This is a genomic window from Halomonas sp. LES1 (assembly GCF_031846005.1).
Lineage (GTDB): Bacteria > Pseudomonadota > Gammaproteobacteria > Pseudomonadales > Halomonadaceae > Halomonas.
This window is the reverse complement of record NZ_JAVRGC010000007.1, coordinates 101,462-127,446: the sequence shown is the minus strand read 5'-3', so window position 1 is coordinate 127,446 and position 25,985 is coordinate 101,462. Positions and strand designations below refer to the sequence as shown.

At 66.2% G+C, this 25,985-nt stretch carries 24 protein-coding genes; 16 read left to right on the top strand and 8 right to left on the bottom strand.

What is annotated here, in order from left to right; genetic code table 11:
* Positions 1–13: 13 nt before the first annotated feature.
* The 11 genes from ftsB to lpxL all read left to right on the top strand — a co-directional run bounded on the left by ftsB (position 14) and on the right by lpxL (position 9,614).
* Complete coding sequence (gene ftsB, locus RM463_RS14500) at positions 14–349, top strand: cell division protein FtsB (RefSeq protein ID WP_132043042.1); 336 nt, start codon at positions 14–16, stop codon at positions 347–349.
* A complete protein-coding gene (gene ispD, locus RM463_RS14495) occupies positions 346–1,080 on the top strand; it encodes a 2-C-methyl-D-erythritol 4-phosphate cytidylyltransferase (RefSeq protein WP_311430397.1) in 735 nt (244 codons plus the stop codon). The genes ftsB and ispD overlap by 4 nt, the downstream gene beginning before the upstream one ends.
* Positions 1,080–1,601 carry a 2-C-methyl-D-erythritol 2,4-cyclodiphosphate synthase gene (gene ispF / locus RM463_RS14490; protein ID WP_311430396.1) on the top strand — a complete coding sequence of 174 codons (522 nt, stop codon included), beginning with the start codon at positions 1,080–1,082 and terminating at the stop codon, positions 1,599–1,601. The genes ispD and ispF overlap by 1 nt, the downstream gene beginning before the upstream one ends.
* Positions 1,594–2,670, top strand: coding sequence for a tRNA pseudouridine(13) synthase TruD (truD, locus tag RM463_RS14485; protein WP_311430395.1), 1,077 nt, complete (start codon positions 1,594–1,596; stop codon positions 2,668–2,670). Before ispF ends, truD begins: the two co-directional genes overlap by 8 nt.
* A gap of 26 nt (positions 2,671–2,696) precedes the next feature.
* Complete coding sequence (gene surE, locus RM463_RS14480) at positions 2,697–3,443, top strand: 5'/3'-nucleotidase SurE (protein ID WP_311430432.1); 747 nt, start codon at positions 2,697–2,699, stop codon at positions 3,441–3,443.
* Entirely contained in the window at positions 3,430–4,110 is a 681-nt protein-coding gene (locus tag RM463_RS14475) for a protein-L-isoaspartate(D-aspartate) O-methyltransferase (RefSeq protein WP_311430394.1), read from the top strand. The genes surE and RM463_RS14475 overlap by 14 nt, the downstream gene beginning before the upstream one ends.
* A 13-nt stretch (positions 4,111–4,123) precedes the next feature.
* On the top strand, positions 4,124–5,194 hold the full coding sequence (locus RM463_RS14470) for a DUF368 domain-containing protein (protein WP_409228766.1): 1,071 nt from the start codon (positions 4,124–4,126) through the stop codon (positions 5,192–5,194).
* The gene (locus RM463_RS14465) at positions 5,187–6,326 is read left to right on the top strand and encodes a peptidoglycan DD-metalloendopeptidase family protein (protein WP_311430393.1); all 1,140 of its coding nucleotides are present in this window, start codon (positions 5,187–5,189) and stop codon (positions 6,324–6,326) included. The genes RM463_RS14470 and RM463_RS14465 overlap by 8 nt, the downstream gene beginning before the upstream one ends.
* Positions 6,327–6,439: 113 nt before the next feature.
* On the top strand, positions 6,440–7,417 hold the full coding sequence (gene rpoS, locus RM463_RS14460; protein ID WP_409228807.1) for an RNA polymerase sigma factor RpoS: 978 nt from the start codon (positions 6,440–6,442) through the stop codon (positions 7,415–7,417).
* A 155-nt stretch (positions 7,418–7,572) separates the two neighbouring features.
* The gene (gene alr / locus RM463_RS14455) at positions 7,573–8,676 is read left to right on the top strand and encodes an alanine racemase (protein WP_311430391.1); all 1,104 of its coding nucleotides are present in this window, start codon (positions 7,573–7,575) and stop codon (positions 8,674–8,676) included.
* Between the two features lie 20 nt (positions 8,677–8,696).
* Positions 8,697–9,614: an LpxL/LpxP family Kdo(2)-lipid IV(A) lauroyl/palmitoleoyl acyltransferase gene (gene lpxL, locus RM463_RS14450; protein WP_195688069.1), complete on the top strand. Its 918-nt coding sequence runs from the start codon at positions 8,697–8,699 to the stop codon at positions 9,612–9,614.
* 9 nt (positions 9,615–9,623) lie between these two features.
* Here lpxL and RM463_RS14445 read toward each other — a convergent pair whose 3' ends face one another.
* The 5 genes from RM463_RS14445 to RM463_RS14425 all read right to left on the bottom strand — a co-directional run bounded on the left by RM463_RS14445 (position 9,624) and on the right by RM463_RS14425 (position 15,162).
* Positions 9,624–10,961: a DUF2254 domain-containing protein gene (locus RM463_RS14445; protein WP_195688068.1), complete on the bottom strand. Its 1,338-nt coding sequence runs from the start codon at positions 10,959–10,961 to the stop codon at positions 9,624–9,626.
* A 182-nt stretch (positions 10,962–11,143) separates the two neighbouring features.
* On the bottom strand, positions 11,144–12,805 hold the full coding sequence (ettA, locus tag RM463_RS14440; protein ID WP_311430390.1) for an energy-dependent translational throttle protein EttA: 1,662 nt from the start codon (positions 12,803–12,805) through the stop codon (positions 11,144–11,146).
* Between the two features lie 90 nt (positions 12,806–12,895).
* Positions 12,896–13,099, bottom strand: a complete 204-nt coding sequence (locus RM463_RS14435) for a PA3496 family putative envelope integrity protein (RefSeq protein WP_195688066.1) — start codon at positions 13,097–13,099, stop codon at positions 12,896–12,898.
* Positions 13,100–13,296: 197 nt separating this feature from the next.
* The gene (locus RM463_RS14430; protein ID WP_311430389.1) at positions 13,297–13,731 is read right to left on the bottom strand and encodes a PAS domain S-box protein; all 435 of its coding nucleotides are present in this window, start codon (positions 13,729–13,731) and stop codon (positions 13,297–13,299) included.
* Between the two features lie 117 nt (positions 13,732–13,848).
* Positions 13,849–15,162, bottom strand: a complete 1,314-nt coding sequence (locus tag RM463_RS14425) for an MFS transporter (RefSeq protein WP_311430388.1) — start codon at positions 15,160–15,162, stop codon at positions 13,849–13,851.
* Positions 15,163–15,265: 103 nt separating this feature from the next.
* Here RM463_RS14425 and RM463_RS14420 point away from each other — a divergent pair, with 103 nt between their 5' ends.
* The gene (locus RM463_RS14420; RefSeq protein WP_311430387.1) at positions 15,266–16,138 is read left to right on the top strand and encodes a DMT family transporter; all 873 of its coding nucleotides are present in this window, start codon (positions 15,266–15,268) and stop codon (positions 16,136–16,138) included.
* Positions 16,139–16,227: 89 nt separating this feature from the next.
* Here the strand turns inward: RM463_RS14420 and RM463_RS14415 are convergent, their stop codons facing one another.
* From RM463_RS14415 to RM463_RS14405, 3 genes are all read right to left on the bottom strand, one after another.
* Positions 16,228–18,129, bottom strand: a complete 1,902-nt coding sequence (locus RM463_RS14415; RefSeq protein WP_311430386.1) for a LapD/MoxY N-terminal periplasmic domain-containing protein — start codon at positions 18,127–18,129, stop codon at positions 16,228–16,230.
* Between the two features lie 67 nt (positions 18,130–18,196).
* Positions 18,197–18,898 (bottom strand): transglutaminase-like cysteine peptidase, encoded by a 702-nt coding sequence (locus tag RM463_RS14410; RefSeq protein WP_311430385.1) that lies wholly within the window; start codon positions 18,896–18,898, stop codon positions 18,197–18,199.
* A gap of 58 nt (positions 18,899–18,956) precedes the next feature.
* Positions 18,957–19,619, bottom strand: a complete 663-nt coding sequence (locus RM463_RS14405; protein ID WP_311430384.1) for an arylesterase — start codon at positions 19,617–19,619, stop codon at positions 18,957–18,959.
* On the opposite strand from RM463_RS14405, the gene RM463_RS14400 reads away from it, so the two are divergent.
* From RM463_RS14400 to glyA, 4 genes are all read left to right on the top strand, one after another.
* The gene (locus tag RM463_RS14400) at positions 19,618–20,334 is read left to right on the top strand and encodes an ABC transporter ATP-binding protein (RefSeq protein ID WP_195688059.1); all 717 of its coding nucleotides are present in this window, start codon (positions 19,618–19,620) and stop codon (positions 20,332–20,334) included. The two genes, RM463_RS14405 and RM463_RS14400, sit on opposite strands and share 2 nt — an antisense overlap.
* On the top strand, positions 20,331–22,925 hold the full coding sequence (locus RM463_RS14395; RefSeq protein WP_311430383.1) for an FtsX-like permease family protein: 2,595 nt from the start codon (positions 20,331–20,333) through the stop codon (positions 22,923–22,925). Before RM463_RS14400 ends, RM463_RS14395 begins: the two co-directional genes overlap by 4 nt.
* A gap of 335 nt (positions 22,926–23,260) precedes the next feature.
* Positions 23,261–24,421, top strand: coding sequence for a hypothetical protein (locus tag RM463_RS14390; RefSeq protein ID WP_311430382.1), 1,161 nt, complete (start codon positions 23,261–23,263; stop codon positions 24,419–24,421).
* Positions 24,422–24,550: 129 nt separating this feature from the next.
* Positions 24,551–25,816: a serine hydroxymethyltransferase gene (gene glyA / locus RM463_RS14385; protein ID WP_311430381.1), complete on the top strand. Its 1,266-nt coding sequence runs from the start codon at positions 24,551–24,553 to the stop codon at positions 25,814–25,816.
* The last annotated feature ends 169 nt before the right edge of the window (positions 25,817–25,985 follow it).

Here is a 25,985-nt window from a genome sequence, read left to right as displayed (position 1 = left end):
ACGGGAAGGCATCATGCTCAAGGGGTTGGCGCTGACGCTGACGATCCTGCTGGCGTTGCTGCAGTATCGACTGTGGCTCGGCCAGGGAGGCGTCATGGAGCTGCGTGAGGTTCGCCAGCGGGTGGCGTCGCTGGAGGCGGCCAACCAGCCGCTGCGCGACCGCAATGCGCGCCTGGCTGCCGAGGTGCTCGACCTCAAGACCGGCCTCGATGCCATCGAGGAGCGGGCACGCAGCGATATCGGCATGGTGCGCACCGACGAGCAGTTCTTCTGGGTGCCCGATGTGGCGGTGGAGGTGGAGCCGGTGGTCAATCCGCTGCCCGCCACCCGCCTGGAGGCGAGCCGATGAGTGCGACACCCTGGCTGGTGGTGCCGGCGGCGGGGCAGGGGCGGCGCATGGGGGCCGACCGTCCCAAGCAGTACCTGACCCTCGATGCCCGCCCGGTGATGGCCCATACCCTGACCCGGCTGCATGCCGCCTTCCCGGGGGCACGACTCTGCCTCTGCCTGGACCCCGACGACGCCTGGTTCGACCCCGACTGGGTACCCTTCGCCGACTGGCGGCGCGTGGCGGGAGGCGCCGAACGTGCGGACAGCGTGGCCAACGCCCTGGGGGCCATCGCCGGTGAGGCGCGGGATGATGACCTGGTGCTGGTCCACGATGTGGCGCGCCCCTGTGTCGCCGTCGAGGACCTGCGGCGGCTGATGCGGGAGCTTGCCGATGATGCGGTGGGCGGGCTGCTGGCCGCGCCGGTGGCCGATACCATGAAGCGTGACGATGGCGCCGGCCGGGTCGCCCGTACCGAGCCTCGTGAGGGCCTCTGGCACGCCCTGACCCCTCAGGGCTTTCGCTACGGCCTGCTGAATCAGGCGCTTCGCCAGGTCGCGGCGTCCGGCGTCACGGTCACCGACGAGGCCTCCGCGGTGGAAGCCCTGGGGCATGCGCCTCGGCTGGTGCCCGGGCGTCGCGACAACCTCAAGATCACCCACCCCGAGGACCTGGCCCTGGCCGGCATGATCCTGGCCGCCCAGGCCTCGGCGTACAGCGAGACGACGCCGGCGGGCGTTGCGGAGAGATGATGCGAATCGGCCATGGTTTCGATGTCCACCGCTTCGGCGAGGGCGACCACCTGATGATCGGCGGCGTCGCCGTCCCCTTCGAGCGCGGCTTCGTCGCGCACTCCGATGGCGATGTGCTGCTGCATGCCATCAGCGATGCCCTGTTGGGCGCCTGCGCCCTGGGCGATATCGGCCGCCACTTTCCCGATACCGACCCGGCCTGGAAGGGCGCCGACAGTCGCGACCTGTTGCGTCGCGTGGTGGTCCTGGTGCACCAGGCTGGCTATCGGGTCGGTAACCTCGATGCCACGCTGATGGCCCAGGCGCCGAAGATGGCCCCTCACGTCGAGGCCATGGCGGCCAATGTCGCCGCCGATCTGGGCGTCGAACGCGGGGCCGTCAACGTCAAGGCCACCACCACCGAGCGTCTGGGCTTTACCGGCCGCGGCGAGGGCATCGCCGCCGAGGCGGTGGTGCTGCTCCTGCCGGTCTCGCCGGACGTTCACAATGAGACCACGACGAGCGAGGGCGCCGGTGAGTGAGTCGTCGACACGCCATCCCCTCGACGCCCTCGACTGGCCCCCGACCTGGCCGCGGGTGCTCGATGCCGAGTTCGGGCCGCCCCCGGAGGGGGACTATCGAACACGCCCCGAGGACTTCCTGGTCGAGGAGACGCTCGACTTCGACCCCGAGGGGGAGGGCGAGCATCTCTGGCTCTATATCGAGAAGCGTGACCTGACCACCGCCATGGTGGTAAAGGAGCTCGCCAGGCTATGCGAGGCCTCGCCGCGGGCGGTGGGCTACTCGGGGATGAAGGACCGGGTGGCGGTGACCCGCCAGTGGTTGTCGGTGCAGCTGCTGGGGCGCGAGGCGCCGGCGGGACTGCGCGAGGCCCTGGCCGAGCGTGGCATACGGGTGCTCGAGATGGCGCGTCACCCGCGCAAGCTCAAGCGAGGGGTGCATCGCACCAACCGTTTCCGGCTGCGCCTGACTGGCCCGGCGGTGGCCGACGAGGGCCTCGTTCATCGCTGGGAGCGCCTGCTCGAGCGTGGGGTGCCCAACTATTTCGGTCCCCAGCGCTTCGGCCCGGATGGTCGCAATCTGCTGCGTGCGCGTTCACTGCTGGCCAGCGGCTGGCGAAAGCGCGACGATCGCGATGGCATGCTGCTCTCGTCGGCACGCAGCTTCCTGTTCAATGAGCTGCTCGCCGAGCGCATCCGCGAGGGCAGCTGGGATCGTCTGTTGCCGGGGGAGGTGGCCAACCTCGATGGCAGTGCCAGCCAGTTCGCCGTCGAGTCGCCGGACGCCGAGCTCGAGGCCCGGGCGGCACGCCTCGATCTGCATCCGAGCGGTGTGCTGTGGGGCACCGGTGGCTCGCTGGCGAGTGGCGAGGCTCGGCGCCGTGAGGACCAGCTGGCGCAGCGCTTTGCGGGGCTATGCGCGGGACTCGAGGCGGCCGGCGTACGCCTGGGGCGCCGCCCGCTGCGCCTGCGGCTGGCCGAGACACGCCTGGAGCGTGGTGACGGCGAGCTGTGGCTGACCTTTACACTGCCCCGTGGTGCCTTCGCCACCGCGGTACTCAGAGAACTGATCGCGCACCCGACCCTGTGACGGAGGCGCCCATGCAAGGATTCGAGATGCGTCGACTGCTGCTCTCCAACGACGACGGTGTTCACGCCCCCGGGCTGCGCGCCCTGCACGATGCCCTGGTCTCCCATGCCAGGCTGCGGGTGGTGGCGCCGGACCGCGACAAGAGCGGGGCCAGCAACTCGCTGACCCTGTCCCGGCCGTTGTCACTGACGGCCATGGAAAACGGCTTCTACAGCGTCGACGGCACGCCGGCGGACTGTGTCTACCTGGGCGTCAATGGTGTCTGGAACGAGAAACCCGATCTGGTGATCTCGGGCATCAACCATGGCGGCAACCTGGGGGATGACGTGCTCTACTCAGGCACCGTGGCCGCCGCCATGGAGGGGCGCAACCTGGGCATGGCGGCCATCGCGATGTCGCTGGTGGGGCATCGCCACTTCGACACCGCCGGCCGGGTGGCGGCGAGCCTGGTGGGGGCCGCCGAGCAGCTCTCGCTGCCGCCGCGCAGCCTGCTCAATGTCAACGTGCCCGACCTGCCTTGGGACGAGATCCGCGGCTTTCGGGTTACCCGCCTGGGCTATCGTGGCCCCGCGGGGTCTCCCCAGGAGGTGCGTGACCCGCGTGGCAAGGTGCGCTGGTGGATCGCGCCGCTGAGCAAGAACGCCGACGATGGCCCCGATACCGACTTCGCCGCCGTGGAGGCGGGTTTCGTCTCCATCACCCCGTTGCAGACCGACCTGACTCGGCATGCGGCCATTGCGGATGTAGAAGGCTGGCTGGATGCACTCACCTGATCGCCTGGCCGAGCTGGTGCGTGGTGTGGGTATGACTTCCCAGCGTACCCGCGACCGCATGCTGGAGCGCCTGGCCGCCCAGGGCATCCGTGACCCCCGGGTACTGGAGACCCTGGGGCGTGAGCCACGTCACCTGTTTCTCGATGAGGCGCTCTCCCATCGCGCCTACGAGGATACCTCCTTGCCGATCGGCTACGGCCAGACCCTCTCCCAGCCGTGGATGGTGGCGCGGATGACCGAGCTGGTGCTGCAGGCATCGCCGCAACGCGTGCTGGAGGTCGGCACCGGATCCGGCTATCAGACGCTGATACTTTCGCGACTGGTACCGGAACTCTGGTCCATCGAGCGAATCAATGCCTTGCAGCGACGTGCCGCCGAGCGGCTGCGCCTGCTGGGGGCGAAGAATGCCCACCTGTGCCTGGCCGACGGTGGCCATGGCTGGGAAGAGGCCGCGCCCTTCGATGTGATCCTGCTGACCGCCTGCGCCAGCGAGCTACCGGCCGCACTGCTCTCCCAGCTCGCCGAGGGCGGCGTGCTGATTACCCCGCTGTCCGACGCTCGGGGGCGCCAGTGGCTGACCCGTATCCAGCGCCAGGACGACCAGTTCGAGAAGCGGCGGCTGGAGCCGGTACGCTTCGTGCCGCTGCTCGAAGGCGTCATTCGTTGAAAGGAGTCCGCCGTTGAAGCGATATCTCGCCACCCTCTTGAAGGGCGCCGGCATGGGCGCCGCCGACGCGGTTCCTGGCGTGTCCGGCGGCACCATCGCCTTTATCACCGGGATCTACGAGGAGTTGATCCATACCATCAAGCAGTTCGGCCCCAGTGCCTTCGGGGCCTGGCGACGCGGCGGAGTGGCTGGCCTGGTGGCCCACCTCAATCTGCCCTTCCTGTTGCCGCTGTTGCTGGGGATCGCCGTCAGCCTGGTCAGCGTCGCCCACCTGGCGGTGTGGTTGCTGGAGGATCACCCGCTGCTGCTCAACGGCTTCTTCTTCGGGCTGGTACTGGCCTCGGCGCTGGTGGTCAGTCGTCATCCGGCCGACTGGCGATGGTGGCATATCCTGCCGCTGATAGGGGGGCTGCTGCTGGCTAATGGACTGCCCTCGCTGATGCCGTTGATGAGCGAGCTGGGCAGCCAGGAGGTGATGCTGCTGGCAGGAGGCGCCATCGCCATCAGTGCCATGATTCTGCCCGGTGTTTCCGGCAGTTTCCTGCTGCTGACCATGGGCCTCTATGGCACCGTGATGGATGGCATCCGTGGCTTCGACCTGGGACTGATCGGGCTCTTCGGCATGGGGTGTGCGGTGGGGTTGTTCGCCTTTTCGCGGCTGCTCTCCTGGCTTCTCGACCACCATCACACCGCGACCCTGCAGCTGCTGGTGGGCTTTATCGTCGGCTCATTGCCGCTACTCTGGCCATGGCGGGAGCTGGTACGCTACCAGTTGGGCCCGGAGGGGCAGATGATTCCGCTGGATTATCGCTACCTGACACCGGGCGATTACGGCCTTCTCACCGGCGATGCTCCTCAGCTGGTGGCGGTGGTGGCGCTGATGCTGGCGGGTGCCTTCGTCGTGCTGCTGCTCGATCACTCGGGGCGACGCAGTGCGGCAGTGCGTAACGATAGCCTGTCTGCGGCAGGCTCTCAGGAAACCAGCGCTCGAGGGGCAGACCCTCAAGGGGCGAATTCTCAAGGGGCAAGCTCTCGAGAAACCAACTCTCGAGAAACCAACAAGGAGGAAGGCTCTGATGCGTAATGTATTGATGATTTCGGGGCTGGCCCTGGCGCTGGTCGGTTGTGCCAACCAGCAGGGCGCCCCGAGCCAGGTGCCGGTGCGAGATCTCTCGGCGAGTCGCGCCGAAACGGCGGCCAGCCACTACACCGTGGAGCGGGGCGACACCCTCTATGGCATCGCCTGGCGCCACAACATGGATTATCGGGACCTGGCACGCCTCAATCGCATCGGCCCTCCCTACGCGATCCAGCCGGGGCAGCGTCTGGTCCTCGGTGGCGAGGCAGCCGGGGAGCAGCCGGCGGCTCGCCAGCCTGGAAGCGATGGTGGCAGTGCCGTGGCGGTGGCCACCCCCCTCGGCGGTACCCAGGCCGACGCCGGCTCCGATGATATGGAGTGGCTGCTGCCGAGTGGCGAGACCGAAACGGTGTCACGCCGCGACCGGACGAGTGCCGCTCCCGGCGACTCGGAGGGCGCCCAGGCATCGACATCCAGCGGCGAGAATGACGATGGACCGGGGCCGGTCTATTCGCCGGATAGCCCGGGGGCCGACGGGAGCCTGAGCGAGCGAGACCTGGCCGAACGCAGCGAGCGGGATGCCGCGAGTGAAGCGTCGCAGGCTGCCCCTGCGGCCGGCGAAGAGAACGCGCCCCAGGCAGTCGCCGCCACCGAAAACCGGGAAGAACCGGCCAGGGAAGAGGCCAGCGGCGCCGATGCCGGTACTGCCGTTGCAGGTGGCACCCAGGCCCAGGAGCGCGGCTCACGTACCTATACCCCGGTCGCCGAGGTGCCCTGGCAGTGGCCCGTGGGCGGTGATGTGGTCGGCCAGTTCGGCGATGGCGGCACGATCACCGCCGGCATTGATATCGCCGGACAAAAGGGGCAACCTGTCAAGGCGGCTGGGCCCGGGATCGTGGTCTACGCGGGCAGCGGCGTCAGGGGCTATGGCAAGCTGATCCTGCTCAAGCACAACGACCAGTTCCTCAGTGCCTATGCCCATAACGAGACGTTGAAGGTAAGCGAGAATGATGTGGTCGAGGCCGGCGAGGTGATTGCCACCATGGGGGACAGTGATGCCGAGGATGTCAGGCTTCACTTCGAGGTGCGCAAGGATGGACAGCCTCAGGACCCCCTGGACTACCTGCCCTCGCGTTGATGCCGCCGCCCGGTGGGGAAGCCTCACCGGGGTTGTCACACAATAATAATCGGTTTCGCCGATGCTCCAGGGCTCGGCGACGGGACGCTAGCACGGGGTAGCCATCGATGAGCATGCTTGAACGGGACCTTCAGGATGTGGATCTGAACACGTTAGAGGAGAAGGAGCAGGAGGTCGTCGATTCCATCGACGAGCCAGAGAGGGATGACGAGGCTGCCTTCGAGAAGGCCCTGACTCGCGAAGATCGCTACAGCCATCAGAGCCTCGACGCCACTCAGATCTATCTCAACGAGATCGGCTTCTCGCCGCTGCTCACCCCCGAGGAGGAGGTCTACTACGGCCGCCTGGCCCAGAAGGGCGACCCCATGGGTCGCTCACGCATGATCGAGTCCAACCTGCGGCTGGTGGTGAAGATCGCCAGGCGCTACCTCAATCGCGGCCTCTCGCTGCTCGACCTCATCGAGGAGGGCAATCTCGGGCTGATCCGCGCCGTGGAGAAGTTCGACCCCGAGCGAGGCTTCCGCTTCTCCACCTATGCCACCTGGTGGATCCGTCAGACCATCGAGCGGGCGCTGATGAACCAGACCCGCACCATCCGTCTGCCCATCCACGTGGTCAAGGAGCTCAACATCTACCTGCGCGCGGCCCGCGAGCTGACCCAGAAGCTCGATCACGAGGCGACTGCGGAGGAGATCGCCGAGTACCTCGACAAGCCGGTGGAGGCCGTCAAGAAGATGATGGGGCTCAACGAGCGCATCTCGTCGGTGGATTACCCGGTGGGAGGGGACAGCGACAAGCCGTTGATCGAGACGCTGGCCGATGACAGTGATGACGGCCCCGAGTCGAGTCTGCTCGACGGCGACGTCAAGCAGCTCGTGGACGAGTGGCTCTCCGTGCTCAGCGAAAAGCAGCGCGAGGTGGTGGTGCGTCGCTTCGGCCTGCGCGGGCATGAGGCGGCTACCCTCGAGCAGGTGGGCGAGGAGATCGGCCTGACCCGCGAGCGGGTGCGTCAGATTCAGGTCGAGGCCTTGAAGAAGCTGCGCCGGCTTCTCGAGAAGCAGGGGCTCAGCCTGGATGCCATCTTTGCCTGATATTCACATATCAGCAAGAACCTCTAGCTAACCTGCCAAATTCAGCATGTCGTCGTGAAAAGCCACCATTCATATGGTGGCTTTTTCCGTGATTCCCGCTGCACATCCGACGATAATTCCTGGTTCGCCCACTATCCATCGTTCAGGAGTTTGCCATGGCCCGGCCGCTGATCGCCGAGATCGACCTCGACGCCCTGCGCCATAACTATCGTCTCGCCTGTGAGTGTTCACCGCGCAGCCGCAGTGTCGCCGTGATCAAGGCCGATGCCTATGGTCATGGTGCGGTTGCCTGTGCACGAGCCCTGGAGGGCATCGCTCCTGCCTTTGCGGTGGCCTGTATCGAGGAGGCGGTGAGGCTGCGCGAGGCGGGTATCACCGTACCCATCGTGCTGCTCGAGGGCATCTTCAGCGTGGATGAAATGATCCAGGTGGATGAACTTGGTCTGTGGATAGCGGTGCACAGCGACTGGCAGATCGACGCCCTGCTGGGGCAGCGACTCTCGCGGCCGGTGCCGGTGTGGCTCAAGGTGGACTCCGGCATGCATCGTCTGGGCTTCTCGCCCGAACGCGCACAAGCGGCATGGCAGCGTCTGGCGGCGGCGCCGGAGCAGGCCTGTGACCTCCACCTGATGAGCCACTTCGCTACCGCGGACCTGATCGACGTTGGCTACTTCAGGCGTCAGCTGGCTCAGCTCGAGGCCCTGGCCGAACGGTTGGGGGCGCCGCTGTGTCTGGCCAACTCGCCGGCGACCCTGGCGCATCCCGAGGCCCATGGTGCCTGGAATCGCCCGGGAGTGATGCTCTATGGCAGCGACCCCCTCGAGCAGCCCAACGCCTTGACCTCCCGGCTGGCGCCGGTGATGACCCTGCGTTCGGCGATCATCGCCGTGCGTGAACTTCCCGCCGGAGAACCGGTGGGTTATGGCGGCCGTTGGGTTACCCCCCGGCCCTCACGCATCGGCGTGGTGGCGGCGGGGTACGGCGACGGCTATGACCGCCATGCCGTGGACGGCACTCCGGTGCTGGTCGCGGGCAAGCGCACCGCCATTGCCGGCAAGGTCTCCATGGACATGCTCACCGTGGATATCACCGATATTCCCGAGGCCGATATCGGCAGCGAGGTCGTGTTGTGGGGGCGGGCCGCCAACGGCGAGGTGCTGTCGGTGGATGAGGTGGCCCGCCACTGCGACACCATCAGCTACACCCTGCTGACCGGGGTGCTGCCCAGGGTGCCGAGGCGGTATCATGGAGCGTCTTGAAAGCCCGACAGGAACCGAACATGTCCAGGGACGCTCCTGACCGCCCCAACTTCGCCCACCCCCGTTACTGGCCGGTCTGGTTGGCCATTGCCGCCATGCATGTGGCGGCCTGGCTGCCCTGGCGTCTCAAGCTGTGGATCGGCAAGCTGATCGGCCTGGCCGCTCGGCGCTTTGCCGGGCGGCGCCGGCATATCACCGAGACCAATCTCAGGCTCTGCTTCCCGGAGCTCGACGATGAAGCGCAGCGTCGCCTGGTCAGGGAGACCTTTATCGCCAACGGCATCGGCCTCATGGAGACCGCAACGGGCTGGTGTCGTGACCCCGAACACCTGCGTCACCGGGTCGTTTTCAAGGGTCAGGAGCATCGTGCCCGGCTGGAGGCCGAGGGGAGGGGAGCGTTGATCCTCGGGGTGCACTTCTCGACCCTCGACCTGGGTGCCGCCCTGCATTCGCTCTATTTTCGTGCCGACGCCGTGCAGCGGCCCCATGACAACCCGCTCTTCGCCCGCTTCATGGGGCGTGCCCGTGCCCCCTACTTCGATGCGGTGATCGATCGCCACGACCTGCGCGGCGTGGTGCGCCGCATCAAGGCGGGGCACGCGGTCTGGTATTCGCCCGACCAGGACTTCGGCCGGGATGTCAGCGTCTTTGCCCCCTTCTTCGGCATCCAGGCGGCCACGGTGAAGATGACGGCACGCATCGCTCGCATGACCGGGGCGCCGGTGATACCGCTGATCTTTCACCGCAACGCCGATAATCGCACCTATACCCTCGAGTATCTGCCGCCGCTGGAGGATTTCCCCAGCGGTGATGAGGTGGCCGATGCCACCCGTGTCAACGCCGTGATCGAGGCGGCGATCCGCCAGCACCCCGAGCAGTATCTGTGGCTGCACCGGCGTTTCAAGACACGCCCGGAAGGGGAACCCTCTCCCTACTGATGTAATCGGTCAGGAGAGGCGGGGCAGGGTATCCGGCAACGAGAGGCGATGGGAGCCGCGATTCAAGTGATCGGAGACGAAGCGCCGGTCCAGCGGATGGTCCGCCGACTGGGCGAGCGTTTCCACCACCCGGTCGGCATGGGCCTGCAGTGTCTTGAGATCCCGGCGATCGGCGAACTGGGAGAGGGTCTTCAATGACCTCAGCAGCTCCAGGCCGATGCTCAGGTCCTCCCTGGCGTAGGTCAGGATGGGCTGGAAGAGTCGGAACACGAGGCTGTCGAACGCCTCTACCTGCCATGTCACCCGGCAGGCGCCGTCCTGGTCGAAGAGTGCGTCACAGGGCCGCCACTCCAGGCGTCGGCGCAGCAGGTCGGTGAGGCGATGCAGACACAGTCGAGCGGTGCCGGGGTCGTTGATCCCCGGTGACAGCGCCTTGACGGCCACCTCCATCAGCTGTGTCATGCCGAACACATAGTGCTCGCTGATCGACTCCCCCTCCATATAGGTCAGCGTGGCACGTACCTCATCGCACCAGCCCGAATCGGGCGCCTCCGGGGCTTCCAGCGAGAGGATCGGCATGCCCGCCACCACGTAGTCGCCGAAGTGGAAATGCAGGTGCAGTGTGCCCTCGGCCCGCTCCGCCAGGGTTGCCAGGGTAGTGAGGTCGGCATTCAGCAGATAGCCCGCCTGCCGGGCATGTACGGGGTGATAGGGGGGCTCGGACGTGATGGGGGGAGTGGAGGAAGCGAGAACCCGCCACTCCTCGCCGCTCTGACAGGTCTGCAGCGCCTGCATCGAGATGAGAGTGGTTCGGTGCAGGTCGGCCGCCACGGCGTCGACCTGGATCGACTGCGAGGCGTTGTGGATGAAGTAGACGAACAAGGCGAGGCAGTGAATGACCATCAGGCAGGCCAGGTAGACCGCCAGTGTCCGCCAGGTCACGATGCCCTCGTTGACATCCGGGGTCATCAGCAGCACCAGGGCAAAGAGAATGGTGCCCAGGTAGTGACCCAGCACTCGCTGATGGGAGCGCTCCGAGATCAGCCCGAACACCAGCTTGTGGGAGAACTGACCGCCGGCCTGGGAGAGGACCGACATCACCATCGAGAAGCTGAACACCATCAGGGAGATCATGCCGCCGAGCAGGGCGGCGAGCAGCGAGCGGGTGTCTTCCGGCGGCTCGATCAGCTTGACCAGCAGGGAAGGCAGCTGCTCGTCGGAGATCGGCAGGAAGAGTGACACATAGGCGAGCAGCGCATAGGCCAGCGCCAGCAGAGAAGGCAGATAGGCAATGCTCTGCCGAAAGGCCTTGAACAGATGGATGGGCCAGAACAGCAAGCGGATCATGGGCGGCTCCTCATGAGCGGAGTCCCCTTATCGCGTGACTCGGCGCCGGGTGCAACCCTATCCCTCTCGGGAGCAGTAAGCCATCAGCCATACGAAAACCCCGCAGACCCTAGGGGTGCGGGGTTGGTTCTTACTCGTCGGACATCAAGCTGACTTACAACTTACCGTCCCGGCGAAGCCGGTCAGGCGTCGATGCGCTTGTACTTCATGCGATGCGGGGTGTTATCCCCGACCCGCTTCTTGTGGTCCGCTTCATACTCGGTGTAGTTGCCCTCGAAGAACTCCACATGGGAGTCGCCCTCGAATGCCAGGATATGGGTGGCGATCCGGTCGAGGAACCAGCGGTCGTGAGAGATCACCAGGGCGCAGCCGGGGAAGGCCAGCAGGGCCTCCTCGAGGGCGCGCAGGGTCTCGATATCCAGGTCGTTGGAAGGCTCGTCCAGCAGCAGCACGTTGGCCCCCTGCTTGAGGGTCTGGGCCAGCTGCAGACGGCCTCGCTCACCGCCGGAGAGCTCGTTGAGACGCTTCTGCTGATCGTTGCCCTTGAAGTTGAAGCGACCCACATAGGCCCGTGAGGAGACCTCATAGCCATTGATATTGAGCATGTCCTGGCCGTCGGAGACGGCTTCCCACACGGTCTGCTTGTCATCCAGGGCGTCACGCAGCTGTTCGACATAGGCGATATCGACGGTCTCGCCGACCACCACCTCGCCGGTGTCGGGCTGCTCCTTGCCGGTGATCAGCTTGAACAGCGTCGACTTGCCCGCGCCGTTGCCGCCGACGATACCGACGATGGCTCCCTTGGGTATGCTGAAGGAGAGGTCCTCGTAGAGCAGCTTGTTGTCGAAGGCCTTGGAGACGCCGTGGAACTCGATGACCTTGTCGCCGAGCCGCGGGCCGGGCGGAATATAGATCTCGTTGGTCTCGTTGCGCTTCTGGAAGTCGCCGGACTGCATCTCCTCGAAGCGATTGAGGCGTGCCTTGCTCTTGGCCTGGCGGCCCTTGGCATTGCTGCGCACCCACTCGAGCTCATGCTTGATGGCCTTGTTCTTGGAGGCCTCCTGCTTGGCCTCCTGCTCGAGGCGCTTCTCCTTGGCTTCGAGCCATCCCGAGTAGTTGCCCTCGAAGGGGATGCCCTGGCCGCGGTCGAGCTCGAGGATCCAGCCGGCCACGTTGTCGAGGAAGTAGCGGTCGTGGGTGATCGCGACCACGGTGCCGCTGTAGTCATGCAGGAAGCGCTCGAGCCAGGCCACGGACTCGGCGTCCAGGTGGTTGGTGGGCTCATCGAGCAGCAGCATGTCGGGGCTGGAGAGCAGCAGGCGGCACAGCGCCACGCGGCGGCGCTCGCCACCCGAGAGGTTGCCGACGCGGGCATCCCAGGGCGGCAGGCGCAGGGCCTCGGCGGCCACTTCCAGCTTGCGGTCCAGGTTATGGGCGTCGGAGGCCTCGATGATGTTTTCCAGGCGAGCCTGTTCGCTGGCCAGGGCATCGAAGTCGGCATCCGGCTCGGCATAGGCGGCGTAGACGGCGTCCAGCTTCTCTTGGGCGTCCTTGATCTCGCCCAGCGCCTCTTCCACGGTCTCGCGAACGTTCTTGTCGTCGTCGAGCTGGGGCTCCTGGGGCAAGTAGCCGACGTTGATACCCGGCATGGGGCGGGCTTCACCCTCGAACTCGGTGTCGACGCCTGCCATGATGCGCAGCAGGGTCGACTTGCCGGCGCCATTGAGGCCCAGTACGCCGATCTTCGCGCCCGGGAAGAAGGAGAGAGAGATATCCTTGAGGATCTGCTTCTTGGGGGGCACGATCTTGCCCACCCGGTTCATGGTGTAGACGTATTGCGCCATGGAGTTCCACTTGGTTGGAGGATTGGCTGACCCACGGATGATAGTGCCCGCAACGGGTAAAGGCCAGCCACTGGAGTGCTCGGTCGGAGCCTACTCCTCTTCGTCGATCGCCCAGTCATCCTCGATGGCACGACGCAGGCGCCGCTCCTCGAGTAGTGACTCCACGCGGCGCCGGGCACGCAGGGTATCGGCGCGACTGGAGGCGCGGGGCGGCGCGTAATCGTCATCGTTCATTGCATCAGCGGATTCCCGATCATTGTCATCATCGGAATCGAGAAGGTGTTCACGGCGCATGTGGCGTTCCTCCCATGGCCAGTGGTCGACCCGTGCCGACCGATCACATATCGCTTCTCTTCCCCTGTGCGTGCGTGGAATCCGAAGCGCCCGGACAACTCGGTCACAACACTCGGTCACAACATGGTTGCCTGGGCGCTATATAGTGCCAAAAGGCGAGAAGTGCAACCCCCTGGGCGCGATATCGTTGTCGGTGGTCAATCCAGGCCGTGCTCGGCCTTGACGCGCTCCAGCTCCTGCTGGGCCTCGACACGCTCGGTGACGTCCTTCTGTACCCCGATGTAGTAGGTGAGATTGTCGTCTTCGTCGTGGACCGGCGTGATCGAGAGCTCATTCCAGAACAGGGTGCCGTCCTTGCGATAGTTGCGCAGTATCGTTCGGCAGGGGCGTCCCTCGCCCAGTGCCTTGCGAATGGTGACAAGTCCCTCCTGGTCACGATCGTCGTTCTGCAGGAACCGACAGTCCTGATAGAGGATCTCGTCGGCACTGTAGCCGGTCAGGCGCTCGAAGCCCTGGTTGACATAGATCAGGATGGTATCGTCACCCTCCTGCTCGGCGACCACGATGCCATCATCGGAGGCGTCGACGATGCGCTCGAGCAGGTCCGGGCTGATCAGTGGAGATCGTTTCATATTGGGCGTTCCTGTCGCGAATCCTGTCCTGGCCGCCTGGGGGTGACGACATGCATTATGGAGTCAAGCCTGCCAGTTATCATGGCCAGAGGTCATGGTGATTGCAACGCACCACCGCTACTCCACCTCGGGCAGCCGGCTGGCGCTGGCGGCGGCGGCCAGCGCCATGCCGGCGAGTATCACCAGCAGGGTCGGGCTGCCCAGCCACTGGCCGAGGGCGCCGACCGCACCGCCCACCGCCAGCAGCAGCACCCCGGTAATGGTATTGGAGAGCGCCACGTAGAGGGCACGGTTGTCGCCGCTGGCCATGTCGACCACATAGGTCTTGCGCCCCAGCCGCACCCCGGCGTGTACGACCACCAGCAGCGCATAGACCAGTGCATAGGGCCATACCGTCTGGGTCCAGCCGCCCGGCAGCCAGGCGAAGGCGGCGCCGAGCAGACAGCAGGCCGCCGCCCCCAGGCCGGCATCGCGCATCACCCGTCGGCTCGAGGCATCGGCACGCTTCCCCCACACCGGGCTTGCCAGCATGCCGGCGAGTCCCGACACCACGATCAGCACCCCCAGGCCCCCCAGCTCGGTGCCGCTCTGCTGCTGGCCGAGCAGTGCCACCCAGGGCAGGGCCAGGGCGCTGGCCAGGAGCAGGGTGCGGGAGATATTGAAGTGCAGGAAGGCGCGGTCCTCACGCAGCAGGCGCAGGCCCAGCTTGATGCTATCCCAGGCATTCTCGCCGCCCTCCACGGCGCCGGGTGCCTCATGGATACGCGCCGCACACAGGGCATTCAGCGCCCAGCCCAGCGCCGCCACCCCGAGCAGCACGGCCAGGGCGACCTCTCCCTGGCGGTCCTCGAAGAGCATCAATACGCCACCGGCGGCCAGGGTCACGGCGCCCGCCACGCTGCCGCTCCACCCCATCAGATTGCCGCGGCGCTGCTTGGCGATGGTCTTGCCCAGCACATCCTTGGTAGCGATGGAGGAGAGTCCCCGGGCCAGCGAGAGCGCCACCAGGGTGGCAAGCACCAGGCTGCCGCCGACGCCGCCGGAGCCTAACAGGGCCAGCAGGGCCAGGCACGCCGCGGCCGCCGCCTGGAGCAGCCCACCGGCCACCCATACCCACTTGCGCTGGGGCTTGAGGCGGATGAAGCCGGCCACGAACAGCTGTGGCAGCAGGGCGCCGGATTCGCGGATCGGCACCAGCAGGCCGATCATCCAGAGGGGGGCCCCGATCACCCCCAGCAGCCAGGGCAGTACCAGCCGTGCGCTGGACAGCTCGTCGGCCAGCTTGTTGCCCAGCGAGGCGATCAGATGCAGGAAGAAGCTGCGCGGCTGCTCGTCGCAAGCCTCATCGGGGATGTCCTTGCACATCCGGCTGTCATCGTCGCCGGTCAGCCATTCGTAGAGACGATGCTGGCTGATATCGGGTGCGGCCATGGGGGCTCCTCGCTGGTAGGATGGGGCCCCATTGTCGCGACAGGGAGGCCGCCGTGTCATCTATCAGATTCTTCGACTGTGTTACATCCACGCGGGTGACATCATGACCCGCGACGGTCAGGCCATGCTCTACGGCCTTGGCGCGGTGGCGCTGTGGTCCACCGTGGCCACCGCTTTCAAGGTGGCGCTGGGTTACATGTCGCCACTGGCGTTGATGTGGCTCGCCTCGCTGGTCTCCTGGGTGCTGATCGGCATCCTGGTGGCGCGCCAGGGATTGCTGGGCCAGGTGCTGCGCCGGGGTTGGCGCACCGCCGCCTGGGCCGGGCTGATGAACCCGGTGGCCTACTACCTGGTGCTGTTCGGCGCCTATGACCGCCTGCCGGGCCAGGAGGCCATGGCGCTCAACTATACCTGGGCGCTGGCCATGGCGTTCCTGGCGGTACCACTCCTCGGCCAGCGGCTGACGCGTATCGATGTGCTGGCGGGCCTTGTTGCCTACGCCGGGGTGTGGGTGATCGCCACCCGTGGTGCGGTATTCGACGTGGCCTTCGCCGATCCGCTCGGGGTGGGAATGGCGCTGGCCTCGACGTTGATCTGGGCGCTCTACTGGCTCCTCAACGCCCGTGACCATCGGCCGCCGCTGGTGGCCCAGTGGCAGAACTTCAGCGTCGGGGTGCCGGTGTTGACGCTGCTGCTGATCGCCGGCCCCGGTATCGAATGGCACGGCTGGCCGGCGCTGGGTGCCGGTGTCTATGTGGGGCTGTTCGAGATGGGCATCGCCTTCGTGCTGTGGCAGCTTGCCGTGCACGGCGTGTCGCGTACGGCCAAGGTCTCCAACCTGATCTTCCTCTCGCCACCGGTGTCACTGCTGCTGCTCTACCTGGTGGTGGGTGAGCCGATCCTGCCCTCCACCCTGATCGGCCTGGTGCTGATCCTTGGCGGACTCGGGCTGCAGCAGTGGCAGAAAGCGCCCTGAGTCAGGTGCTGCGACGAGGCCATTGAGTCGCGGGAGTCGAACCGGAAGCGTTGGCTGTGGGTGAGCCTTCATGAGTGCTCTCGGCGGTACTACAAGCGAACGCCTGGGCCGGTAGCGCCATCCAGGCCGAGATCGAATACCGTTTGTCTCTCGATGTCGCTGGCAACCCCCTCGGCAATGGTCAGCACGCCCAGGGCGCGACAGAGGGTCGCCATGCCGAGGAGGACCGTCTGCTGCTCGGGGCTCGCCTCGATGCCCTGAACCAGGCTGCGATCGAACTTCAGGAAGGAGAGGCCACTGCCCTGCAGCTCGGCCAGGCGGGAGAACTCGCTGCCCACCTGTTTCAGACCAATACGACAGACCAGGGGCTCGAGGACTCTGCACAGCAGGCGGAACTGCTCCGGTTCACGCAGGGCGGCGGACTTCGGCAGTTCCAGCCACAGCAACCGGGCCTGCTCGGGGTGTCCCTTGAACAGCTCCGTCAGGCGGGTCAGGAAGTCCGCATCGCGAATCGAGGCGGGCGAGAGAGTGATACCTAGGGGTACCTGGTCGCGGCTGATGGTATCGATGGCGGCCTTGGCAACCGCCAGGTCGAGTGACGTAGTGAGCTCCAGCCGCGATACCCAGGGCATGAAGGTGCCCGCCGCACGCCACTCCCCCTCGAGATAAAGTGAGCAGGGGCCTTCATGATGCAGCAGGCTGCCCCCTGCATCGACCACCGGGAAGCTGGCCAGTCGGGGCCCCTGGGCGATGGCCCGCTCCAGGGCGCTCCGCCAGTCGGCGCGGTTGGTATAGAGCAGGTCGCTGCGCTGGCTCTCGACCCACTGCTGGCCCAGATCACCCTGGGTTTCGGCGGCGGCCAGGGCACCATCCAGGCCGGCCATGAGCCTACTGATGGTATCTTCCGGTGCATAGTGGCAGAGGGCCGAGAGCAGCCCCAGGCTCGCCCCGCTCTCGCCGACCCGCAGGGCTTCCAGCTCGGCGCTGAGTGCCTCGGCCAGTGAACCGTCATCCTCGCAACCGGGAATCAGCAGGGCAAAGTCGCCACTATTCAGGCGGCCCACGATGCCACCGCCCTGGGACCGGGCGACCCGGTGAAGACTCTGGCTCAGGCTCTTGAGCAGCTTATTGGTTGGCGCTCGCCCCAGGCGCTGGTTGACGTCGGTAAGTCGGTTCAGACGCACCAGCACCAGGCAGCCGCTGGCGCGTTCATCTTCGCTTTCGAGGTGCGTAGTCAGCTGGGTCATGAAGGCATCACGCCCCAGAGCGCCTGTCGCTTTATCCTGCTGTAGTCGGCGTCGCAGCTTGTCGAGCTTCTCGCTCTCGTTATGCAGCATCTCTCTTACGGAGTCGGAGAGCTGGTTCATAGCCTGAACCACCTGGCGCAGCTCGCGAGTCTGCGGCTCGGGGCTGGTCGTAAAACGCCGGGCGCCGATATCCCGGGCCTGGGCAATCACGGCCTTGAGTGGCTTTCGAATGGTCCGCACGATCCAGCCGGCGAGCAGCAGACCGATCAGGGCGGCCAGGCCGAACCAGGCGACCAACCCAATGGCGCCGTGCCACAGGGATTGGTAGGCGAAGCTATGCTGGCTCTGTAGGGTCAGGGTGCCGTATTGCTGCCAGCCGTTCTGGATCACCGCCTGGCTTGGCGGCACATCGAAACGTACCAGATCGACGAACCAGCCAGGCACGTTATCGACAGGGGCAGCGGCCTCGCGCCGGGCCAGCAGCTCGCCATCGGGGGCGTGCAACTCGATCAGCTGGTAGTGGCCGGTGTCGAACTGAGCGGCCATCAGCAGTTCGATAATGACCGAATCCTTGTCAAGCTGACTCATGGAGAGCGCCAGGGCATTGACGTTGTCGATGTTCTTGACCCGAATTTCCTGCTCGGTGTAATTCCTCAGCGCCGACAGCCCGACCGCCAGGCTGCCACCCAGGGGCAGTAGCAGGATCACCAGAACCGTGATCCACAGTTGTTTTATCAGCGACATGGCGGCCACTCCTCTGCGAGGTTTCGTGGTGTAACCACGGTGGTTGGTGTCGTTGTCAGGGGTGAAGTCATAGGAAGCCCTGCTTCTGCATCCGTGTCAGAGCTCTGCTCCACCGCGACAGGCGCTGTAAGGGGTTGGCGCGTGACTGCGTCGAGCCGACGGCCCATAACCCATCGCTATTGAAGCTGAACACGGGGTCAAGATCGGTCCGCTGGGCGGCGGGGGTGATCGTGGTCACCAGATTGTCGAGGACCAGGGGCTCGCTGGCGGGGGTCTCGTAATATCCCAGCACCATATGCGCCTGGGTCGCCTGTCTACGCCCGATGCGCGCCCGAACATAGATCATGCGCAGCTGCTGATTCGGCACGCCGAGGCGCTTCAGGGTGATGTATTTGGCGATGGAGAAATCCTCGCAGTCGCCCTGGGCCTTGCCCATGGTCTCCAGCGGCGTGGCCCAGTAATCTTCCTGACCCCAGATATCGATATCATCCAGCCAGCGAATGCGGCGATTGAAGAAGTCGTTGGTGTCGCGAAGCTGCGTCTGCAAGGGTTGGCTGGCCAGTCGCTCGAGCAGCGCGAACCACTCCTCCAGCATCGCGCTGCCTGGGTCGCCATAGCGGTCGCGCATCACCAGGCGCAGCTGGTCGGGCCTGAAGCTTGCCTCGACTGGCCCCGGCCAGCCGCCGATACATAGCGTCGTCAACAGGATCAGGCCACCGCCGAGCAGGCCGCGACGCGAGTAGCGTGATGGTGAATGCGGCGGCGGCATGAATAGGGTCCAGTAGCGGGGTTGTGTCCACTTATACCGGCAGCAGGTGAGTTAAGGTTTAGTCTGATACCAGGTCCAGATCAAACTCCAGCAGTGCCTTCAGCTGGGGCCAGACATTTTCCAGAATGATGGGTTGGCCGGCGGCGGTGGGGTGGATGCCGTCGTTCTGCATCAGGTTGTCATCCAGGGCCACGCCCTCGAGCAGGAAGGGGACCAGCGGCAGCTCGAAGTCGTCGGCAAGGCGGCGGTAGACCCCGGTGAAGGCGTCGCGATAGGCCCGACCATAGTTGGGGGGAATATCGATACCCAGCAGCAGCACCTCGGCATTGGCCGCGTGGCTCGCCTCGATCATGCGTCGCATGTTGGCCTCGAACTGGCCGGGAGGCAGGCCGCGCAGGCCGTCGTTGCCGCCCAGTTCGAGAAGAACGATGTCGGGGTCATGCTGTCCGAGAAGCTCGGGTAGGCGGCTCGCCCCGCCGCTCGAGGTCTCGCCGCTGATGCTGGCGTTGATCACCCGCGCCTTGTCCTCCAGCCTCGCCTGCAGCAGGCTGACCCAGCCCCTGTCGGCCTCGATGCCGTAGGCCGCGCTGAGGCTGTCGCCCATCACCAGCAGGGTGGTGCGATCGTTGGCCTGGGCCGAAGCGACACCTACCGACAGGATCAGCGCCAGCAGCCAGGTGGTGAAATGGCGCAATGCAACTTCAGGGAATTCCTTCATCATGAACGCAACCTCTCGCACGGATATGACACCGATTCTACACGCCGAGCATCTGATCAAGCAGGTAAGAAGCGGAGAGCGCCGGCTCACCATTCTGAGTGACCTGGCCATCTCGGTGTTCCCCGGCGAGACGGTGGCGATTCTCGGCCAGAGCGGTGCCGGAAAGTCGACCCTGCTGGGACTGCTGGCCGGGCTCGATCTGCCGACTGGCGGTGAGCTTGCGATGTTCGGCCAGCGGCTCGCCGACCTCGACGAGGATGGTCGGGCGCGGCTGAGGGCCGGTCGTGTCGGCTTCGTGTTCCAGAACTTTCAGCTGCTGCCGACCCTGACCGCCCTCGAAAACGTGCTGTTGCCACTGGAGCTATCGCCCCGCACGGACAGCGAGCAGCGAGCCAGGGAGTGGCTGGCGCGGGTGGGACTCGGCGAGCGCCTCGACCATCTGCCCAAGCAGCTCTCCGGCGGTGAGCAGCAGCGCGTGGCCCTGGCGCGCGCCTTCGTCACCGGTGCCGAGCTGGTGTTTGCCGATGAGCCCACCGGCAACCTCGACCCCGCGACCGGCGAGCGCATCATCGATGCCCTGTTCTCGCTCAACCGCGAGGCCGGCACCACCCTGGTGCTGGTGACCCACGACCATGCCCTGGCACGGCGCTGTGACCGCTGCCTGCGTCTCGATCACGGCCGCCTGGAGGAGATGGCGCTCGACGAGGTGGGCGCATGAGTCTCTCCATTCTGCGCCTGGCACGTTTCTCGGCCCGGGGACTCGTCCGCGACCTGCGCGCCGCGGATGTGCGTGCGCTGTTCGTCGCCCTGACCCTGGCGGTGGCCGCCTCCACCATGATCGGCTTCTTCCTCGACCGGTTGGACCGCGGCCTGACCCGTCAGGCGAGCCAGCTGCTGGGCGGTGACCTGGTGCTGGAACAGGGGCACCCCTTCGATGCCGAGTTGCGCGTCACCCTGGAGGAGGCGGGCCTGGTACTCAGCGACCAGGTGGACATGGTCTCCATGGTCAGCCTGGCTGACGCCTTCCAGCCCGCCAGCCTCAAGGTGGTGGATGATCGCTATCCGCTCTATGGCGGGGTACATGTCGACCAGGGGGAGGGTGTCGAGGTGGTGGCTCACGGCCCGTCTCCGGGTGAGGTGTGGCTGGCGCCCCGCCTGGCATTGCTGCTCGAGGCCGAGATCGGCGACCGCGTGCGCCTGGGCGAGAGTGAGCTGACCGTCGGTGGAGTGGTGGAGCGCGAGCCGGATCAGTCCGCTGGATTCGGCAGCTTCAACCCGCGGCTGATGATGCATCGTGACGACATGGAGGCCACCGAGCTGGTCCAGGATGGCTCGCGGGTGGCGTTCGAGCTGCTCGGTGCGGGGCCGCCGGCTATCCTCGACGACCTGGCGCCGCTGCTGGAGCGGCTGCGCCGCGACGGCGTCGAGGTCCGCGATGTGCGTCGCGACCGTCCCGGGCTCGGCAGTGCCCTGGAGCGGGCCGAGCGCTACCTGAGCCTGGCCGGGCTCGCCGCCGTGCTGCTGGCCGGGGTGGCGGTAGCGATGTCCACTCGACGCTATGTCGATCGCCACCTGGATACCGCCGCGCTGCTGCGCTGTTTCGGTGCCACCCAGGGCGAGCTGAGCCGCCTGTTCGGCCTGCAACTGCTGTGGCTGGCGCTGGCGGCCTCGGTGCTCGGAGCCTTGCTGGGCCTGGCCGGTCAGGCGGCGCTGCTGGCGCTGCTCACCGCCTTCCTCCCCCTGGAGCTGCCGCCCCCGGGGGCGCTGCCACTATGGCTCGGGGTATTTACCGCCCTGTCGGTGCTGGTGGGCTTCGCCGGCCCCACCCTGCTGCGACTCAAGAGGGTCAGCGCGCTCAAGGTGCTGCGCCGCGAGCTCGACCCGCTGCCCGTCTCGGCGTGGCTGGTGGTGGCGGTGGCCAGCGGCGTCTTCGGTGGGCTGTTGTGGCTCTACTCCGGCGATCCGGGTCTGGCGCTGGGGCTGCTGCTGGGTGGCCTGGTGATGTTGATGGTGCTGTGGGGGCTGGGGTCGCTGCTGCTCGGCGGCGTGTTGCGACTGGCGGCCCGCCTGCCGCGTAACGGGCGCGAGGCGGGTGTGGCCCAGGCGCTGCGGCTGGGCGGCGCCCAGCTGGCACGCCGACGCACCGCGAGCCTCGGCCAGCTGCTGGCCTTCGCGGTCACCTTCTTCGCCATGGCGATGATCGCCCTGGTGCGCGGCGACCTGCTCTCCACCTGGGAGGCGCAGCTCCCCGCAGAGACGCCCAACTATTTCGCCATCAATATCCAGCCCCATGAGCGCGAGGCCTTCGAGGCATCCCTCAGTGGCGCCGCCGATGCCCGCAGCGCCCTCTACCCCATGGTGCGCGGGCGTATCACCGCCATCAACGACATGGCGCCGCGCGAGGCGGTACCCGCCGAGGCGCGCGGCGACAATGCCCTGCGCCGTGAGCTCAATCTCACCTGGCGCGAGACGCTGCCCGAGGGCAATCGCCTCGTCGCCGGCACCTGGTTCGATCAGCAGGAAGAGAGTGCCCCCGGCGACTGGTTTGCCGAGGTGGCCAGCGAGTCCGCCACGCCACCCGGTGCCGAGCGAGTGCCGATCTCCATGGAGGACGGCCTGGCCGAGCGACTCGACCTGGGGCTGGGTGACACCCTGACCTTCACCATCGGTGCCGCCGAGATCATCGGCGAGGTGAGCAGCCTGCGCGACCTGGACTGGGACAGCTTTCGCCCCAACTTCTTCGTGATCTTCCCACCCGGGGTGCTGGAGCGCTTCGGCCACAGCTATATCACCGCCTTCCACCTCGACGACGCGGAGCGCGAGGTGCAGCGTGGGCTGGTGCGCGATTTCCCCGGCGTGACCCTGCTCAATGTCGATGCCATCCTCGCCCAGGTGCGCGACCTGCTGAGCCGGGTCACCCGTGCCGTGGAGGTGGTGCTGGTCTTCGTGTTGCTGGCCGGCGTCAGCGTGCTCTACGCGGCGTTGACGGCCAGCCTTCCGGTGCGTGCCCACGAGAGTGGCCTGCTGCGGGTGTTCGGTGCCGGCAATCGCCTGCTCTCCCGGGTACAGGGCGCGGAGTTTGCCATCCTCGGTCTGGCCAGTGGTCTGATGGGGGCGTTGCTTGCCGAGCTGGCCGCCGCGGCGCTCTACCTGGCCTGGCTCGATCTCGCGCCGCGCCTGCATCTCTGGCTATGGCTGGTGCTGCCGTTGGGTGGAGCCCTGCTGATCGGAGCCATCGGGCATCTGCTCTCCTGGAACCTGCGCCGCCAGGCCCCGGCCACGAGCCTGGGGTTGTTGGGCGAGACCTGATGGGGCGTTGTCGGCCAGTCTTGCCGTCAGGTTAGCCCCGCACGAAGCGCGATCTGCCATGGCCCTGAAAAGGCAGGCAGAGCTGTTGCAGTTACCAACAGGGAAGTAGTGAAAGGCGCCGGGGGCAGGTCGGAGAGGGGGTCCGAGGACCAAGGAAGGCCGAGGTAGCCTACAGGGAAGTACTCGTAGCGCCCCCTCGACGGGCTTGTCCCCGGAATAGCCTTGAACGTTACTGCCATCTGCGATAGCCCTGAAAAGGCAAGCCATGTCGAGTAGAGAAAAACCCGTTAGTCTAGACTATGGCCTGATTCCACGATCACACAGGAGGTGATCCCATGCGATTCCCGAACACTGCCCTGCCACGCCTGGCCCTGCCCCTGGCGCTCTCCCTGCTGGCCAGCCCGCCCGTATTCGCCGATGCCGAGCGTCTCGGCAACGACCTGCGGGCACTGGTCGCCGAGCATGGTGAGCTCACCATCGGCGACCTCTCCACCTCGCTGCTGGGCGGAGAGACCCGCGCCGAGGACCTGCGCTTCGAGAGCCTTGAAGGCGAGACGCTGCTGATCGAGCGTTATGTGGTCGAGGGGGACTACGAGCATCCGGATACCGTCACCCTCGAGGGCATTCGCGTGGAAGGGGTCGATCTCGAAGACGCTCCCCCGGGGCTCGAGGATGACCTGCTGCTGAACATCGGCAGCATCGTGGTGGAGGCGCCCGGCAGCGCCGTGCCGCCTCTCGACGACGAGACGCTGGCCGAACAGTGGTTCGAAGTGATGTCCCTGGCCGAACTGAGCCTCGACCACCCCGAGGGTGCGCTGGCGTCCCTGATCGGACTCGAGCTGGACGGGGACTTCGAGGATGGTGAGGGCGGGCTGTCACTCGAGGCCCTGGAGGTCGACCTGAGCCGCCTGATCGCGCTCTCGCCGGAAGAGGAGCGTACCCAGATGCGAATGGTCAGCAATGTGCTGACCGAGGGTAGTGGCTTGCTTCGTCTGGATGGCGGTTTCGATGCCCAGTGGGAGCCTTCGGGTGAACAGGAGGGGCGCCTGGTCAGCAGCGGTGAGTTGGCCCTGCGCGATGCCTTGTCCCTGGCCCTCGATCTGGAAAGTCTGCTGGCGTTGCCGGAAGGGGTGGACGTTGCCGAGTTGATGGCCGATGGCTCACTGCTGGAAGAGGCCAGCCTCGGAGGTGGTCATCTGGTGCTGAGCCTCGCCGAGCAGGGTCTCTTCGGGCGATTGATGACCCTGGGAGCGACCATGGAGGGCGTCAGTGAAGCCGAGTACCTCGAGAAGGCGCGGACCCAGGCCGAAGGTTTCGGGATGATGTTCGGTCCTCAGGTGAGCGATCTGCTCCATGGCCTGGTCGACCTGATGGCCGGAAGTGCCGAGGAGCTGGTGGTCACCCTCGATCTGCCCGCCGAGGAGCGTCTCGAGAGCTTCGCCGAGGACCCCCTGGCGCTGCCCGAGCGCTTCGCCATGCAGGTGGAGACGCGCTGACCCCGGGAGCAGGCCGGGAAAATGAACGCGTCGCGAGCAGGGATGACGTCGATTCATGTGAAAGGGGCGGGGGGCTGGGGTATCATGCCGTGATTGACTCAACCCCCCGTAATACGAGGTTTCCCGCCGATGTTCAGCCGTGACATGACGATTGCCGGTTTCGATGACGCCCTCTTTGATGCCATGCAGAAGGAGGTGCAGCGTCAGGAGGCGCACATCGAGCTGATCGCTTCCGAGAACTACGCCAGCCCCCGGGTCATGGAAGCCCAGGGCAGCCAGCTGACCAACAAGTACGCGGAAGGCTATCCCGGCAAGCGCTACTATGGCGGCTGCGAGTATGTGGATATCGTCGAGCAGCTGGCCATCGACTACGCCAAGGAGCTGTTCGGCGCCACCTACGCCAACGTTCAGCCCCACTCCGGCTCCCAGGCCAACGGTGCCGTCTTCCAGGCGCTGGTCAAGCCGGGTGATACCATCCTCGGCATGAGTCTCGATGCCGGTGGCCACCTCACCCACGGGGCCAAGCCCAACTTCTCCGGCAAGCACTACCATGCGGTGCAGTACGGTATCGACGACTCCGGTCGCATCGATTACGACGAAGTCGCCAAGTTGGCCCGTGAGCATAAGCCCAAGATGATCATCGCCGGCTTCTCCGCCTACTCCCAGATCATCGACTGGGGCAAGTTCCGCGAGATCGCCGATGAGGTGGGTGCCTATCTGCTGGTCGACATGGCCCACGTGGCGGGCCTGGTAGCCGCCGGCGTCTACCCGAACCCGCTGCCCCATGCCCATGTGGTGACCACCACCACCCACAAGACCCTGCGCGGCCCGCGCGGTGGCCTGATCCTCTCCAGCGAGGGTGACGAGCAGATCGAGAAGAAGCTGCAGTCCGCGGTCTTCCCGGGTGGCCAGGGCGGTCCCCTGGAGCACGTCATCGCGGCCAAGGCGATCTGCTTCAAGGAGGCGATGGCGCCCGAGTTCAAGACCTATCAGCATCAGGTGGTCAAGAACGCCCAGGCGATGGCCGGTGTGTTCCTCGAGCGTGGCTATGACATCGTCTCCGGTGGCACCGAGGATCACCTCTTCCTGCTCTCGTTGATCAAGCAGGAGCTGACCGGCAAGGATGCGGACGCCGCCCTGGGCCGCGCCCATATCACCGTCAACAAGAACGCCGTGCCCGACGACCCCCAGAGCCCCTTCGTCACCTCCGGGCTGCGCATCGGCACCCCGGCGGTGACCACCCGTGGTTTCGGCGAGGGCGAGTGCAAGGACCTTGCCGGCTGGATCTGTGACATTCTCGATGTGATGGCCAGGGGTGAAGATACCGCCGCCATCGAGGGTGAGGTCAAGGCCAAGGTCGAGGCCGTCTGCGCCGAGCTTCCGGTCTATCGCTGATCACGACTGACGGGTCCCCCTGGGGCCTGTCCGTCGCCGCGCTTTATTTCAAGACCCCGTCAGGCACCCCGCCTGACGGGGTCTTGCTGTATGGGGTCGACCAATGTCTAGCGGCGAATGGCCCGAAACTGCTTCACTCTATGTCGGACATAGGTTGCGATAGGTCGAA

What these genes read in the sequence shown, in the direction of transcription:
- ftsB (WP_132043042.1), top strand. Translation starts at nt 14, where the DNA reads ATGCTCAAGGGGTTGGCGCTGACGCTGACGATCCTGCTGGCGTTGCTG.
- ispD (WP_311430397.1), top strand. Translation starts at nt 346, where the DNA reads ATGAGTGCGACACCCTGGCTGGTGGTGCCGGCGGCGGGGCAGGGGCGG.
- ispF (WP_311430396.1), top strand. Translation starts at nt 1,080, where the DNA reads ATGCGAATCGGCCATGGTTTCGATGTCCACCGCTTCGGCGAGGGCGAC.
- surE (WP_311430432.1), top strand. Translation starts at nt 2,697, where the DNA reads ATGCGTCGACTGCTGCTCTCCAACGACGACGGTGTTCACGCCCCCGGG.
- RM463_RS14475 (WP_311430394.1), top strand. Translation starts at nt 3,430, where the DNA reads ATGCACTCACCTGATCGCCTGGCCGAGCTGGTGCGTGGTGTGGGTATG.
- RM463_RS14465 (WP_311430393.1), top strand. Translation starts at nt 5,187, where the DNA reads ATGCGTAATGTATTGATGATTTCGGGGCTGGCCCTGGCGCTGGTCGGT.
- rpoS (WP_409228807.1), top strand. Translation starts at nt 6,440, where the DNA reads ATGCTTGAACGGGACCTTCAGGATGTGGATCTGAACACGTTAGAGGAG.
- alr (WP_311430391.1), top strand. Translation starts at nt 7,573, where the DNA reads ATGGCCCGGCCGCTGATCGCCGAGATCGACCTCGACGCCCTGCGCCAT.
- lpxL (WP_195688069.1), top strand. Translation starts at nt 8,697, where the DNA reads ATGTCCAGGGACGCTCCTGACCGCCCCAACTTCGCCCACCCCCGTTAC.
- RM463_RS14445 (WP_195688068.1), bottom strand. Translation starts at nt 10,961, where the DNA reads ATGATCCGCTTGCTGTTCTGGCCCATCCATCTGTTCAAGGCCTTTCGG.
- ettA (WP_311430390.1), bottom strand. Translation starts at nt 12,805, where the DNA reads ATGGCGCAATACGTCTACACCATGAACCGGGTGGGCAAGATCGTGCCC.
- RM463_RS14435 (WP_195688066.1), bottom strand. Translation starts at nt 13,099, where the DNA reads ATGCGCCGTGAACACCTTCTCGATTCCGATGATGACAATGATCGGGAA.
- RM463_RS14430 (WP_311430389.1), bottom strand. Translation starts at nt 13,731, where the DNA reads ATGAAACGATCTCCACTGATCAGCCCGGACCTGCTCGAGCGCATCGTC.
- RM463_RS14425 (WP_311430388.1), bottom strand. Translation starts at nt 15,162, where the DNA reads ATGGCCGCACCCGATATCAGCCAGCATCGTCTCTACGAATGGCTGACC.
- RM463_RS14420 (WP_311430387.1), top strand. Translation starts at nt 15,266, where the DNA reads ATGACCCGCGACGGTCAGGCCATGCTCTACGGCCTTGGCGCGGTGGCG.
- RM463_RS14415 (WP_311430386.1), bottom strand. Translation starts at nt 18,129, where the DNA reads ATGTCGCTGATAAAACAACTGTGGATCACGGTTCTGGTGATCCTGCTA.
- RM463_RS14410 (WP_311430385.1), bottom strand. Translation starts at nt 18,898, where the DNA reads ATGCCGCCGCCGCATTCACCATCACGCTACTCGCGTCGCGGCCTGCTC.
- RM463_RS14400 (WP_195688059.1), top strand. Translation starts at nt 19,618, where the DNA reads ATGAACGCAACCTCTCGCACGGATATGACACCGATTCTACACGCCGAG.
- RM463_RS14405 (WP_311430384.1), bottom strand. Translation starts at nt 19,619, where the DNA reads ATGATGAAGGAATTCCCTGAAGTTGCATTGCGCCATTTCACCACCTGG.
- RM463_RS14395 (WP_311430383.1), top strand. Translation starts at nt 20,331, where the DNA reads ATGAGTCTCTCCATTCTGCGCCTGGCACGTTTCTCGGCCCGGGGACTC.
- RM463_RS14390 (WP_311430382.1), top strand. Translation starts at nt 23,261, where the DNA reads ATGCGATTCCCGAACACTGCCCTGCCACGCCTGGCCCTGCCCCTGGCG.
- glyA (WP_311430381.1), top strand. Translation starts at nt 24,551, where the DNA reads ATGTTCAGCCGTGACATGACGATTGCCGGTTTCGATGACGCCCTCTTT.